Genomic DNA, 14,141 nt, shown 5'->3' with positions numbered 1-14,141 from the left:
TCAAAAAAACCAACATGAAATATTACATAATTGCAGGAGAAGCTTCTGGAGATTTGCACGGTTCTAACTTAATGAAAGCATTATACGTTGAAGATCCTGAAGCAGAAATTAGATTTTGGGGCGGCGATTTAATGCAAAAAGTGGGCGGAACTTTAGTTAAACACTATCGTGAATTGGCTTTTATGGGATTTATCGAAGTTGTTTTTAATTTGAAAACCATTTTAAACAATATCAAAATCTGCAAAAAGGATATTTCTGAATTTCAGCCAGATGTAATCATTTTTATTGATTATCCAGGTTTTAATATGCGAATTGCAAAATGGGCTAAAGAATTAGGATACAAAACACATTATTACATTTCTCCACAAATTTGGGCTTGGAAAGAAAATCGTATTAATGCAATCAAACAGGATGTTGATAAAATGTTTGTTATTCTGCCTTTCGAAAAAAGCTTTTACGAAGACAAACATCATTTTCCAGTAGATTTTGTAGGACATCCATTAATTGATGCCATTCAGAATCAGCCTGCATTCGATGAAACTGTATTTAGAAAAGAAAATAATTTAGGCGAAAAACCAATTATCGCCGTTTTACCAGGAAGCCGTAAACAGGAAATCACCAAAATGCTAAGCGTAATGTTGAGCGTTGTTGATGATTTTCAGGATTACGAATTCGTAATTGCTGGTGCTCCAAGTCAAGAATATGAGTTCTATCAGCAATTTCTAAAAAATAAAAATATCGCTTTTGTTTCTAACAAAACCTACGATTTGCTTCGTTCATCGACTGCCGCTTTGGTAACTTCTGGAACTGCAACTCTTGAAACGGCGCTTTTTAAAGTTCCCGAAGTAGTTTGCTATAAAGGAAGTGAAGTTTCGTATCAAATTGCAAAACGCATTATTACCTTAAAATACATTTCTCTTGTCAATTTAATTATGGATCAAGAAGTTGTGACGGAATTAATTCAGAGAGAATGCAATAAAAAGCGAATTAAAGAAGAACTTCAAAAATTATTAGAACCAGAATATCGTAAAAAAGTGCTCCATAATTATGATATTTTAGAGCAAAAATTGGGTGGAATTGGCGCTAGTAAAAAAACAGCAGAATTGATTGTCGCCGATTTAAAAAAATAAACTTAAAACTTCCGTCTTGAAAAGAATTATAATTTTTCTGGTTTTAGTCGTTGCTTTTACTTCTTGTAAATCAACTTCTGCGGTTGCGACCAAAAACGAATCAAAAAAAGAAAATAGAGCTTTAGTAAACAATTTAATTGAAAAAGCAACAGACAATATTGGTGTTCGTTATAAAGCCGGAGGAACTACAAGAAGTGGTTTTGATTGTTCCGGGTTGGTTTACACTACTTTTCAAAGTGAAAATATACCACTGCCAAGAGCTTCTTATGAACAGGCAAAAATTGGAAAAGTGATTCCATTAAATGATGCAAGAAAAGGAGATTTGATTTTCTTTAAAACCAACAAAAGCAGACAGATAAATCACGTCGGACTTATTACAGAAGTCAATTCTGATGAAATAAAATTTGTTCATTCTTCTACTTCAAAAGGCGTAATTATTTCTTCGACAAAAGAAGCATATTATAAAAATGCCTTTGAGCAAATAAATAGAATCCTTCCATAAAAATCATTTTTTTTATTATTTTTCTTACAAATATTTAATACTTTTAGACCATGAAAGTATTAGATTTTCCGTTAGTAAAAATTACAATCGCCTTTTTGCTAGGCATAATTACCGTTTATTATATTAATTGCTCCGTTACGTTAGCAACAATAATATTATTATTCTCATCTTCCTTATTTTGTATTTCTTATTTGTGGAATTTAAAATACCGCAGAAATAATTTTCCTTTTGGGATTTCGTCCTATTTTCTCGCTTTTTCAATCGGCATTTTTACCTTATTAAGCCATACAGAAAATCTCCAAAAAACAAATTATACACATTGCGAAAGTGTATTTAAAAAGAAGCAAACCGTAACTTTAATTCTTAGAGAAAAACTAAAAAGCAACGATTACGCTGATCGTTATATTGGGTTAATAAAATCTATTTCAGACAAGAATTTTTCAGGAAAAATAATTGTCAATGTTCAAAAAGACAGCGCTAAAAATCCTTTGATAATTGGAAATACCATTAAAATGGAGACCGTTTTACAACTCAATCAATCCAATAAAAATCCGAATCAATTTGATTACAGTAAATATTTGGCTGATAAACAAATTTATGCTCAAATCTATTGCCAGAAAAGAGAAATTTCAGTTAGCAAAATCATTCAAAAAGACATTTGGTATTATTGCGCCAAACTACATTCGCGAATCATTCTGAACCTTGAAAAATCTAAATTCAACAAAGAAGAAATGAATGTAGCGCTTGCACTGATTTTAGGACAACAGCAAGAAATTTCACAAGAAATTATTCAAGATTATCAATACTCTGGTGCAACGCACATTTTATCAGTTTCTGGATTGCATGTTGGCTTTATAATGCTTTTTATTTCTTTTATTTTAAAACCAATTCCAAACACAAAAAAAGGATCATTTTTTAAACTGTTTTCTATTTTAATTTCTTTAGCTGGATTTGCTATTATTTCGGGTTTATCTCCTTCAGTTTTAAGATCTGTTGTTATGTTTTCTTTTGTAGCAATTGGAAATCATTTAAGAAGAAACGGCAATATTTATCATACTTTACTAGTTTCAATTCTGCTAATATTATTATTTGAGCCCTATTTTTTATTTGATGTCGGATTTCAGTTAAGTTATCTGGCGTTGTTTTTTATTATCTGGCTGCAGCCGCTTTTAAAGAATATTTACAAACCGAAACACAAACTCACAAATTACATTTGGGAGGCTTTGACCGTTTCCTTTGCGGCTCAAATTGGCACTTTGCCTCTGTGCCTTTATTATTTTCATCAATTTCCTGGCTTATTCTTTGTTACCAACATTATAATTCTTCCCGTTCTTTCTTTTATAATGATTGCTGGAATTGTTGTAATGTTAATTGCCATTTTTAAAAGTCCGCCATTATTTATAACAATGATTTTTGAAAAAAGCATTTATCTTCTAAATCTTATGATCCACGCAGTTGCTTCCGCAGATTCATTTGTCATTAAAAATATTGGTTTTAATTCTTATTATTTGCTAACATTCTATCTTTTAATAATTAGCAGTATTATATGGCTAAAAAAAACAAATTTTACCAAAATGATATTCGTAATGAGTTCTTTAATTTTAGTGCAGTTGTCATTTATCATTTATAAAATTCAAATCGAAAGAGGAAAAGAATTTATTATTTACAACCAAAAAAACAGCACCTTAATTTCTACTCGTACAGGAAGAAACATTGTGTTTTATAAAAGAGATGTATTATCTAAAAATAATCAAAATGAGAGAATTATAAATTCTTATCTAGTTGGAAATTCGGTTTCTTTAAGTAAAACTGAATCTTTAAAAAATTTGCTGTATTTTAAAAACAAAAAAATATTTATAATAGACAGTTCAGGAATTTATCCTTCTGATTTATCACCAGACTTACTGATTATTACACAAAACCCAAAAATAAATCTAGACCGATTATTAAATAAAATACAGCCTAAAATGATAATTGCAGACGGATCAAATTCTAATTCTATTCAAAAAAATTGGAAAGAAAGTTGTCTCAAAAAAAATATCCCTTTTCATTCAACAAAAGAAAAGGGATATTATAAACTTTAATTGGGCTATTCTTGATTTAACATCGAATTGCATGCATCTATCCATGATTTGATACTTCCTAGATTATCAGAAATTAAACCTAATTTATTGAAGCTTGTCCTTCCTTTCCTTAAATAAACTTCGGTTATGCATACTTGCGGAATTTGTTGAACTCCAAAAGCATTTTTCAATCGTAATGTCTGTTCTTTGATGTTTTCAGAAACTGTTGGATCTGAAAGATCAAGTTTTACTAAAACAACATTTTTACGAGACCAGTTTTCAAATTCGCGGGTAGCAAAAATTTCATTCTGAAATTTTTGTCCAACACCTTGACCCGTAAAAAAAATGAATAATGGCTTTCTTTGTTCTGAGCTTACTACAGCAGCATCATTAATATCTGTTCTCCAAACTAAATCTTGAGAACGCACGAAAAAAGAGCTCAAAAAGAGCACTAAAATAAGTAGTTTTTGGAGCATAATAAATTGGTTTTGGTTAAGTTATTGCGACTAAAATAATATAAAAACCAAATCAAATTAATTATTTAACAAACAAAAAATGTTCATTTAATAATTAAAATCACTTTGATAATATACGAAACTTATTTTATTAATTTTTTAAAAAACGATGCGATAAAAAATCAAATTCTCTGTTCATATTTTTTTAAAAATAAAAAAAATACCTCTCCGTCGGGACAGAGAGGTATCAAAAAAAAATTAAAATAAAAGTTAAAATGAAATCTTTATTCAGGCGGATGTAAAATCGTATTCGATTCTGCAATCCAAGCTTTTGCTCCACCAGGTTTGTAAGCGATTTTCCCTAGGGCACTGAATGTTGTTTTGTTTTTTCTAATTGATGCCATTGCAAAGCATACTTCTGGAAGTTCTTCTACACCGAATGCATTTTTCAATTTTACATTCTGTTCACGATCAGTATCAGAAGCATTCATGTCTGACAAATCTAATTTTACTAAGACCACGTTATCACGCGACCATACGGCAAAATCAGGAGTTTTAAAAATTTCGTTTTGAAGATTGTCTGGTACACCTGAGGCAGTGAATAAAATCAACATTGGTTTTTTTTGCTCATTACTAATTGCAATTGCGTCTGTCATATTAGTTCGCCATGCTAAATTTTGCGCTTGCATAAAAAATGAACCCAAAAAAAACAGTAGGATAAGTAGTTTTTTGGCCATATTAATTGGTTTTGGTTAGATTAGCGAAACGAAATTAACATAATATTTTAATTTTCCAATTTTTATTAGCACAAAAAATACATTATATGTTTTTTTAATAACAATAAAATATAAAAATCATAATTTATATATTGAATTGAAATTATTTTCTTACGAAACAAAAAAAGTCCCTTGCGTAAACAAGGGACTTTTATATAAAATTTTATGAGTTTATCTTTCGTTAAGATTTCTTTGGATGAACAATTCCTTCAGCAACTGTCAACCAAGCAGATGGTCCGCCAGCAACATATCCTGTTTTACCAAGACCCTTAAAATTAACTTTTCCATCTTTAGCTTCTGCGCTGGTGAAGAAAATTGTCGGGAAACCCTGAATTGCAAAAGCTTGCTGTAATTCAAGATTTTGATTCTTAAGTTCTGGCGTTTGAGGAACAGCTCTTGGGTAATCTAATTCCACTAAAACTACATTTGTTGCGGCCCATTTTTTAAACTCTTCTGTCTTAAGAACTTCATTCTGTAAACGTATACACCAACCGCACCAATCACTACCTGTAAAAAACATTAACATTGGTTTTTGCTCTTTATTACTAATAGTAATTGCTTCTCTGACATCTGTGTACCATTTTAATTCTTGTGCCTGAAGATTCATAGCTCCAAGTAAAATGAAAGCAATAAGTATTATTTTTTTCATAATGAGGAATTTTCTGCAAATTTATGTAAAAACTAATTACGATATAATTATTTAACTTCTTGCATTAACCTTCTGATTAACGGAGTTAAAACAATGAACGCAATTCCTGCAACTAATGCATAAACCGCTAATTGATAATATCCGTCTGTATAAGCTATAAGTTTAGACATTAATGTAGTTCCTGTATTTGCATCAGACATTTCAGCACCTAATTTACCCGCTGCAAATTGACCAAATGCGCTTGAAAGAAACCATAATCCCATCATCATTCCGAATAATCTTTTTGGAGACAGTTTAGTAATTACCGACATTCCGATTGGACCGATACATAATTCTCCAAGTGTATATAATAAATACCCTAAAGCAAATACATCTAGAGAACTTAATCCGTCTTGGTTTACAAAATATCTAGCTGCATAAAAGATAAAGAAACCAGCTGCCAGCAAAATAAATGACAAACCAAATTTAATAACTGTATTTGGCTCTATTTTTCGTTTAGACATATAGATCCATAAAAAGCCTAATAACGGACTGAAAATAATAACATAAAGTGAGTTTATACTATTATTAACCACGTTTGGATCGATATTAAAAAACAACAGTTTATTCGTCAAATTATCTTTTGCAAACAATGACAACGAACCTCCAGATTGCTCAGAAATTGCCATAAACATAAAATAGGCAAAAATAAAGATAAAGGCAGCCAAGAACTTAAGTCTTTGCTTTCTTTCTTTTATCAATATCAATTCATATAAAAAATATACTAATGCTAAAATTCCGATAGTATACATAAAATACTCAGTAAAATCAGAATTTATAACCATCATGTAAACTAATGGAATTACCGCAAAAGATCCTACATAAACGGCTATCTCATAAAGATTTCGTTTTTTAGGAGCATGATTTTCTAATGGAGAATTTCCAATTGGTGCTAAATGTTTTTTCGTTAAAAGAAAAGTCACAACACCAATTATCATAACAATCGCTGCCGAAAGAAAACAAAGACTCCATGAATAATTTTTTCCTAAATAAATCGGAATTGCTCCACCAAGCATTCCTCCAATATTAATTCCGGCATAAAATAATCCGTAACCTGCATCACGACGACCATCATTTTCATGATATAACTCTCCTACCATTGAAGAAACATTTGGCTTAAAAAAACCCGTTCCAATAATAGAAAGCGTTATTCCGTAATAAAAAAAATCGTGCGGATTTGCAGCAATTAGCAAATTACCCAAAATCATAACGATTCCTCCAAAAAGAAGCGATTTTTTAAATCCTAAAACCTTATCTGCAAAAATTCCTCCAATAAACGTAAAAGCATAAACAAAAGCCTGCACAGCTCCATATTGAAGATTTGCTTTTCCTTCAACCAGACCTAATTGATCTACCATGAAAACTGCTAAAACTCCTCTCATTCCGTAGAAACAAAAACGTTCCCACATTTCAACTAAAAACAAATACCATAATTGCTTTGGATACTTGCCCTCAAAATTTTGAATTTCTTCTAAAGTAATTGTCTTCTCCATATTACCTAACACCGTGCATCATTTTTTTCAAGAATGGAGTCAAAGCAAATAATACAATTGCCGCAATACCTGTAAGCACCACAAACACCATAAAAAACTCGTAAAGGTTGTGAATTTCAAATCCAGCAAAAAAGTGATTTGAAGCGCTAATTTGGTGTTTCTCTAAAAGTGCCAATTGCTCTGCGGTTGGTGTTATAGTTTTATCTAAAACCGCTTGAAGATCTATTCCTAATTCTTTTGCTTTTGCAAATTTATCTCCCGTTGCTGGCAAGATTGAACCTAAAGTTCCACCTAATGCATAACCAGATGCATTAGACAAAAAGAATACGCCATATAATAATGATGCAAAACGTTTTGGAGACAATTTACCCACCAATGATAAACCAATTGGAGATAAACATAGCTCAGCACATGTATTTAGGAAATATAATAAGATTAACCATTTCACTAATAAAAGCCCTGAAGTTCCGATATAAGAAACCTGAGTTGCAATCATAAAGAAACTTATCGAAATCACAACTAAACCAACAGCTAATTTTACTGGAGAAATTGGCTCTTTCCCTCTAGCTCTTAAAGTATCCCAAAGAATACTAAAAGGAACAGCTAAAATTACAACGAACATTCCATTAAAAATCTGAACCATAGAAGCTGGCATCAAAAACCCAAAGAAGTTTCTATCTGTTTGGTTATCTGCAATAAAAGTCAAAGAAGAACCTGCTTGTTCAAATGCAGCCCAAAAGAAGATAATAAAGAACGAAACAATATAGATTACAATAATTCTATCTCTTTCGATTTTTGTTAATGACGAATCTGAAATAATTAATCCAGCCAACGCCAAACCACTAGAATAAATCAAAGTGTAAATTAAATTCTGACCTACTACATAATGGAAAAAGAATCCTAAAGCAATAAATGCCAATCCAGCAATTGTTAAAGCTTTATTAGAAAAGTTTGCTTTTTGAGCTTCTCCTTCTTCAAAATCAGAAGCATCATTTTTAGAAGGAAGTCCTCCTAATGGTTTTCCTTCTGGAGAAACTACATATTTATTTTTTAAGAAGTAAAAAAGTACTGTACCTAACAACATTGCAACAGAAGCTGCCATGAATCCCCATCTGAAAGCGTGAATATCTCTAATTCCTCCAGCATCTTTAACATCTCCTAATAAAGGGCAAATTGACTGACCTAAAAAAGCTCCGATGTTAATTCCCATGTAGAAAATAGTGAAAGCACTATCTAATTTTGTTTTTTCTTGTTTCGGGTATAAACTTCCAACCATACTAGAAATGTTTGGTTTGAAAAATCCGTTACCAAAAACAATAACTCCCAATGCAGAATACATAATGGTTTTTGCTAAACCTAAATTAGATTCAAAAATACTTCCACTTGTAAACAAAAGCATTTGTCCGATTGCCATTAATAATCCACCTAATAAAATACAGTTTCTATTCCCTAAAAAACGATCGGCAACAAAACCACCTAACATTGGCGTTAAATAACAAAGCCCTAAGAAACCTCCATAAATTAATGACGCTTCTTCTTCTTTCATTAACAATGAATTTACAAGAAATAAAGTCAATAAAGCTCGCATTCCATAAAAATTGAACCGCTCCCACATCTCCGTTCCAAACAATACCCAAAGTCCTTTTGGATGCGCAGTTTTTACTTGAGTTTCTCCCATATTATTCGCTTATTTAATTAAGTTTAAAAGATTTAGATTATAAATTTTGTTTGATAAAATTAGTCATTTTATTGTATAGCTGAATTCTAGTAGCTCCGCCATAAATTCCGTGATTTTTATCTGGATAAATTTGAGACTCGAATTGTTTATTAGCCTGAATTAAAGCTTCCATCATTTGCATCGAATTCTGAACATGAACGTTGTCATCTCCTGAACCGTGAATCAATAAAAATTTACCTTTTAATTTATCTACGTGATTAATTGGAGAATTTTGATCGTATCCGCTAGCGTTTTCTTGTGGAGTCTGCATGTATCTTTCTGTGTAAACGCTATCATAAAAACGCCAGTTTGTAACCGGAGCAACAGCGATTGCCATTTTAAAAACATCATTTCCTTGGAAAATACAGTTTGAAGCCATAAATCCTCCATAACTCCATCCAAAAATTCCAATTCTTGCAGGATCAACATAAGAATAAGAACCAATTACCTTTGCAGCATCGATTTGATCCTCTACTTCATATTTTCCTAATTCTTTTTGCGTAACTTTTTTGAAATCTGCTCCTTTAAAACCAGTTCCTCTTCCGTCAACACAAGCTACAATATAACCTTGCTGTGTAAGCGATAAGAACCAATAATCGTCAGTATTATTCCAATCGTTGTTTACTTGCTGAGATCCTGGACCAGAATATTGATACATAAAAACAGGATATTTTTTTGAAGGATCAAAATCTTTCGGCTTTAAAATCCAAGCATTTAATTCGTTTCCTTTTGCTGTTTTTAAAACGATGAATTCTTTTGCAGGTAAGTCATACGCTTTTAATTTATCAGCAAGAGCTTGATTGTTTTCGATAACTTGAATTTCTTTTCCTGTTTTTGACTCGTTTAAAGTATAAGTAGTAGGCACTAAATTACTTGAGAAAGTTGTAATAAAATATTGGAAATTCGGGCTGAAAGTCGCCGCGCTTGTTCCTACTTTTTTAGATAAACGCAATTTATTTTTTCCGTCTAATGAGATTCTGTAAAGATCTCTGTTGATTGAACCATTTTCTGTAGATTGATAGAAAATAGTTTTTGTTTTTTCGTCAAAACCGTAGTAAGAAGTTACTTCCCAGTTTCCTTTTGTAACTTGATTTTTAAGTTTTCCAGTTTTATCATATAAATAAATATGGTTAAAACCGTCTTTTTCGCTTGTCCAGATAAAACTGTTGTCTTTTAAGAAAGTCAAATTATCTGTTACATCTACGTAAGCTTTATCTTTTTCATTTAAAACTACTTTTGCAACTGCTGTATTTCCATCAACAAACAATAAATCTAAATTATCTTGGTGACGATTTAAAACTTGCGCAGAAAGAATGTTTGCATCATTTGTCCATTGTAATCTTGCAATGTAGAAATCATTATATTTTCCTAAATCAACTTTTTTAGTTGCTCCAGCCGCTACATCATAAATATGTAATGAAACTTCTGAATTTTTTTCTCCCGCTTTTGGATACTTAAAAGTCTCGATTGTTGGATATAAATCTTTGTGAAACATAGACATTGAAAACTCAGGAACTTGGCTTTCGTCAAAACGAATATAAGCTACTTTTTTACTGTCTTTACTCCAATCGAAAGCACGAACAAAAGCGAATTCTTCTTCGTAAACCCAATCCGTAATACCATTAATTACCGCATTCTTTTTACCATCTGTTGTAATTGATGTAGATTTTTTTGAAGCTACATCGTATACATATAAGTTATTTTCTTTTGCATAAGCGATTTTAGATCCGTCTGGAGAAAAAGTTGGCTCTTGAACCTGAAAATCAAAAAGCTTCGTTAAAGATTTTGAAGCGATATCGTATAAATAATAATCTGCTGTAAAAGAGTGACGGAAAATCTGATTGGTGTTACAAGCAATTAAAATTTTCTTTTCTGACGCATCAAAAGTATAGCTATCAATACCTTCTGCTAATTCTTTATGATTCTTAGTATCAATTAGATTAGATACTTTTTTTAAAGTTGCAAAATCATATAAATCAATCTGCATACTTCTGCTCGCTCTATCAATATTTAATACAGTATATTGATCTGTATTTTTTAAAGACTGCAACTCATCCATTCCTTTTGCTCGGAAAGCGCCGCCGTAAATATTTTCGATAGTGATTTTTTGTTGACCAAAAACGGTTGCAACTAGAAATAGAAGTATTACAGTAATTTTACTTGTATTCATTACAATTAATTTAAATATAAAAAAGAGCCCAATTTTAGTGAAAAAAATAAACATAATACACATTTTAAGTGTTAAATGTTAAAAAAAATAACGATTGCGTACTTACTCTTTTTAAAATAGATTTTAAACAAATCTCTTAAAATGGTATATTTGCGGCAACATTATTATTTAAAATACTGAGAATGAACAACGCTGTTGCCGGATTTTCTAAATTATCCAAAAAAGAAAAAATCAACTGGATCGCAAATGAATATTTTTCAAACCCTGAAGAGGCTAAAAATATTATAAGAAATTACTGGAATTCAGATGAAAAGCTTCAGCAACTTCACGACGAATTTATCGAAAACACCATTACAAACCTCTATATCCCACTTGGAGTCGCTCCGAACTTTTTAATCAACAGAAAATACAAAACCATTCCAATGGCAATTGAAGAGAGTTCTGTGGTTGCAGCGGCTTCAAAAGCAGCAAAATATTGGTCAACTAGAGGCGGCTTTAAAACAACGATTATCAATACCGAAAAAATTGGTCAAGTTCATTTCAATTATAATGGCGATGCCGAAAAACTGAAAACTTTTTTCGATCAAATAAAACCTAAATTCTTTTCTGAAACCCAGAATATTACCAAAAACATGCAACAGCGTGGAGGCGGTATTTTAGATATTAAACTAAAAGATAAAAGAAGTTTACTTGAAAACTACTATCAGCTTCATGCTACTTTTGAAACGAAAGATAGTATGGGCGCAAACTTCATAAATTCTTGTTTAGAGCAATTTGCTTCAACTTTAAAAGAAGAAGCTCAAAATTCTGATTTATGTCAAAATGGAGAAACTTTGGAAGTTGTAATGAGTATTTTATCAAATTACGTTCCGAATTGTTTAGTTAGAGCCGAAGTTTCTTGCCCAATTGAAGAATTAGCTGAAAAACATATTCCAAATCCTGCCGTATTTGCTGAACGTTTTTTACAAGCGGTACAAATTGCCGAAGTTGAACCTTTTAGAGCCGTAACGCATAACAAAGGGATTATGAATGGGGTTGATGCCGTAATCTTAGCAACTGGAAATGATTTTAGAGCTGTAGAAGCCGGAGTTCACGCGTACGCGGCCAAAAATGGACAATATGCAAGTTTATCACACGCTAAAATCGAAGATGGAATTTTTACTTTCTGGCTTGAAATTCCGCTTGCATTAGGAACAGTTGGCGGATTAACTTCTTTGCATCCTTTGGTAAAATTATGTTTAGAAATTTTAGAAAAACCTTCGGCTCAAGAATTAATGGAAATTGTTGCTGTTGCTGGTTTAGCGCAGAATTTTGCCGCTTTACGTTCTCTAACTACAACTGGAATTCAGGAAGGCCACATGAAAATGCACCTTAATAATATCATCAATCAATTTGAAGCTACCGAAGAAGAGCGTCATTTAATTAAAACACACTTCAAAAAAACAGCCGTTTCTCATAGTGCTGTGGTAGAATTTATTGAAAATTTAAGAAAATAATTTGGAGCTAATCCCGCTATCCGTTGCAATCTTTTGCTTTTCTAAAGAAAAAAAGCAAAAGGATTTCCACTACTATCGGGGCTAAAAATAAAGCATGAAAAACACCTTTTATAGTAACGGAAAACTTTTTATTGCAGGAGAATATTTAGTTTTAGACGGAGCGGAAGCTTTTGCGTTGCCAACAAAATTTGGTCAGGATTTAGTAATTGAAGATCTTGAAAACAAAGAAATTGAATGGAAAAGTTATGATTCTAACCAACATTTATGGTTCGAAGAAACACTAACATTTGATGAAGTTATAAAAGGTTCCGATTCATTAATTGATACTGTAAAATCGACACTCGTAAATATTTTACACGAAGCCTATATCTTAAATCCAAAATTCATAGATAATTCGAACGGTTATAAAGTAAGTACTCATTTAACTTTTCCAAGAAATTGGGGATTAGGAACTTCGTCAACATTGATTAACAACATCGCACAATGGGCAGATGTAAATGCTTTTACACTACTAAACAATAGCTTTGGAGGAAGCGGTTATGATATTGCTTGCGCACAAAACAACACTCCCGTTTTATATCGTGTAAAAGATAATTTTGTAGAACAAGTTGAATTTAATCCTGATTTTAAAGAGCATATTTATTTTGTTTATTTAAATAAAAAACAAAACAGCAAGTCTGCCATATATGCTTATAACAATCACAAAAATAATCATTTAGCGCAAAGTGTTGCTGAGAATGACAAAATCACTCATGCCATTCTAAATGCCAAAACATTAAAAGAATTTGCGTATGCAGTTCAGCGACACGAAATTCATTTGAGTAATATCTTAGAAATGCAGACTATAAAAGAAGCCGTTTTTCCAGATTTTAATGGCGTTATAAAAAGTCTTGGCGCTTGGGGAGGTGATTTTGTAATGGTAGTTTCTAATGAAAACCCGAAAGAATATTTCGCTAAAAAGGGTTACGAAACAATTTTAACCTACAGCGAGATGATTTTAGAATAACAGAGAACTAAAAATTATTAACTCGCTTTTTTTTCACAGGTTTTACATCTAAACGACGCACTGTCTGATCTTGCTCATTGGACTCTATAAGTCTGTTGTGCAAACGTTCAGCCATTTTTTCAATGCTGTTTGTAATAGAATCGTAAACCAATTCCATTCTGCGGTGTTTTTCTTCTTTTACAGCTTTCAAGACATCTTCGACAAAAACTTTTTCATATTTTTCTGCAACAGAATCATGCGTATTAGTTAATCTAATTACATAGTCGTTACTTAAGATTGTAACTTTAAAATGCTGCTCTTCATTGCTCAAATAATATTTCCCACCCAATTCATCAACATTGATGTCGGTGCTGCTCACTTTTAAAAGCTCCGTAATAATACCATAGATATGACTTTCTATCTTAGTATATACCCTTGGCTTTTTTCTAAAAAAATTAAAAGTAGTAAACATTCAAATAGCTGATTATTAAAGCAATTCGTTAATAATGTATTTCGTCGATTAATTTACGCTGAAAAATCCCGTTAAACGAGAAAATCGAACAAATTAACTGTAATAATTTGAATATCACAAATTTTTTAGACTAAATATCAACTTTCCTTACAGAGTATCAGAAAATTAACTAAAAAATATTACAAAATGAAATT

At 31.5% G+C, this 14,141-nt stretch carries 12 protein-coding genes; 5 read left to right on the top strand and 7 right to left on the bottom strand.

Annotated features, from left to right (window positions below):
- The first annotated feature begins 14 nt into the window (after nucleotides 1-14).
- The 3 genes from lpxB to NYQ10_RS06695 are packed head-to-tail and all read left to right on the top strand — an operon-like array spanning nucleotide 15 to nucleotide 3,716.
- Nucleotides 15-1,130, top strand: coding sequence for a lipid-A-disaccharide synthase (gene lpxB, locus NYQ10_RS06705; RefSeq protein ID WP_289879443.1), 1,116 nt, complete (start codon nucleotides 15-17; stop codon nucleotides 1,128-1,130).
- Nucleotides 1,131-1,146: 16 nt separating this feature from the next.
- Nucleotides 1,147-1,632: a C40 family peptidase gene (locus NYQ10_RS06700; protein ID WP_289879442.1), complete on the top strand. Its 486-nt coding sequence runs from the start codon at nucleotides 1,147-1,149 to the stop codon at nucleotides 1,630-1,632.
- Between the two features lie 50 nt (nucleotides 1,633-1,682).
- Nucleotides 1,683-3,716 (top strand): ComEC/Rec2 family competence protein, encoded by a 2,034-nt coding sequence (locus tag NYQ10_RS06695; RefSeq protein WP_289879441.1) that lies wholly within the window; start codon nucleotides 1,683-1,685, stop codon nucleotides 3,714-3,716.
- A gap of 5 nt (nucleotides 3,717-3,721) precedes the next feature.
- On the opposite strand, the gene NYQ10_RS06690 is transcribed toward NYQ10_RS06695, so the two are convergent.
- From NYQ10_RS06690 to NYQ10_RS06665, 6 genes are all read right to left on the bottom strand, one after another.
- A complete protein-coding gene (locus NYQ10_RS06690; RefSeq protein WP_289879440.1) occupies nucleotides 3,722-4,171 on the bottom strand; it encodes a thioredoxin family protein in 450 nt (149 codons plus the stop codon).
- Nucleotides 4,172-4,434: 263 nt separating this feature from the next.
- A complete protein-coding gene (locus NYQ10_RS06685) occupies nucleotides 4,435-4,887 on the bottom strand; it encodes a thioredoxin family protein (RefSeq protein WP_289879439.1) in 453 nt (150 codons plus the stop codon).
- A 220-nt stretch (nucleotides 4,888-5,107) separates the two neighbouring features.
- Entirely contained in the window at nucleotides 5,108-5,575 is a 468-nt protein-coding gene (locus NYQ10_RS06680; RefSeq protein WP_289879438.1) for a thioredoxin family protein, read from the bottom strand.
- A 47-nt stretch (nucleotides 5,576-5,622) separates the two neighbouring features.
- The gene (locus NYQ10_RS06675; protein WP_289879437.1) at nucleotides 5,623-7,107 is read right to left on the bottom strand and encodes a peptide MFS transporter; all 1,485 of its coding nucleotides are present in this window, start codon (nucleotides 7,105-7,107) and stop codon (nucleotides 5,623-5,625) included.
- Between the two features lies 1 nt (nucleotide 7,108).
- Nucleotides 7,109-8,785 (bottom strand): peptide MFS transporter, encoded by a 1,677-nt coding sequence (locus NYQ10_RS06670; protein WP_289879436.1) that lies wholly within the window; start codon nucleotides 8,783-8,785, stop codon nucleotides 7,109-7,111.
- 37 nt (nucleotides 8,786-8,822) lie between these two features.
- The gene (locus NYQ10_RS06665) at nucleotides 8,823-10,994 is read right to left on the bottom strand and encodes a S9 family peptidase (RefSeq protein WP_289879435.1); all 2,172 of its coding nucleotides are present in this window, start codon (nucleotides 10,992-10,994) and stop codon (nucleotides 8,823-8,825) included.
- Nucleotides 10,995-11,176: 182 nt separating this feature from the next.
- Between NYQ10_RS06665 and NYQ10_RS06660 the strand changes: the two genes are divergently transcribed.
- Together NYQ10_RS06660 and NYQ10_RS06655 are read left to right on the top strand one after the other, a co-directional pair.
- Nucleotides 11,177-12,490 carry a hydroxymethylglutaryl-CoA reductase, degradative gene (locus tag NYQ10_RS06660; protein WP_289879434.1) on the top strand — a complete coding sequence of 438 codons (1,314 nt, stop codon included), beginning with the start codon at nucleotides 11,177-11,179 and terminating at the stop codon, nucleotides 12,488-12,490.
- 94 nt (nucleotides 12,491-12,584) lie between these two features.
- Nucleotides 12,585-13,496: a GYDIA family GHMP kinase gene (locus tag NYQ10_RS06655; protein WP_289879433.1), complete on the top strand. Its 912-nt coding sequence runs from the start codon at nucleotides 12,585-12,587 to the stop codon at nucleotides 13,494-13,496.
- Between the two features lie 7 nt (nucleotides 13,497-13,503).
- On the opposite strand, the gene NYQ10_RS06650 is transcribed toward NYQ10_RS06655, so the two are convergent.
- Nucleotides 13,504-13,947: a hypothetical protein gene (locus NYQ10_RS06650; protein ID WP_289879432.1), complete on the bottom strand. Its 444-nt coding sequence runs from the start codon at nucleotides 13,945-13,947 to the stop codon at nucleotides 13,504-13,506.
- Between the last annotated feature and the right edge of the window lie 194 nt (nucleotides 13,948-14,141).

The organism is Flavobacterium johnsoniae, assembly GCF_030388325.1.
Taxonomy (GTDB): Bacteria; Bacteroidota; Bacteroidia; order Flavobacteriales; family Flavobacteriaceae; genus Flavobacterium; species Flavobacterium johnsoniae_C.
This window is presented reverse-complemented; position numbering and strand designations above follow the sequence as displayed.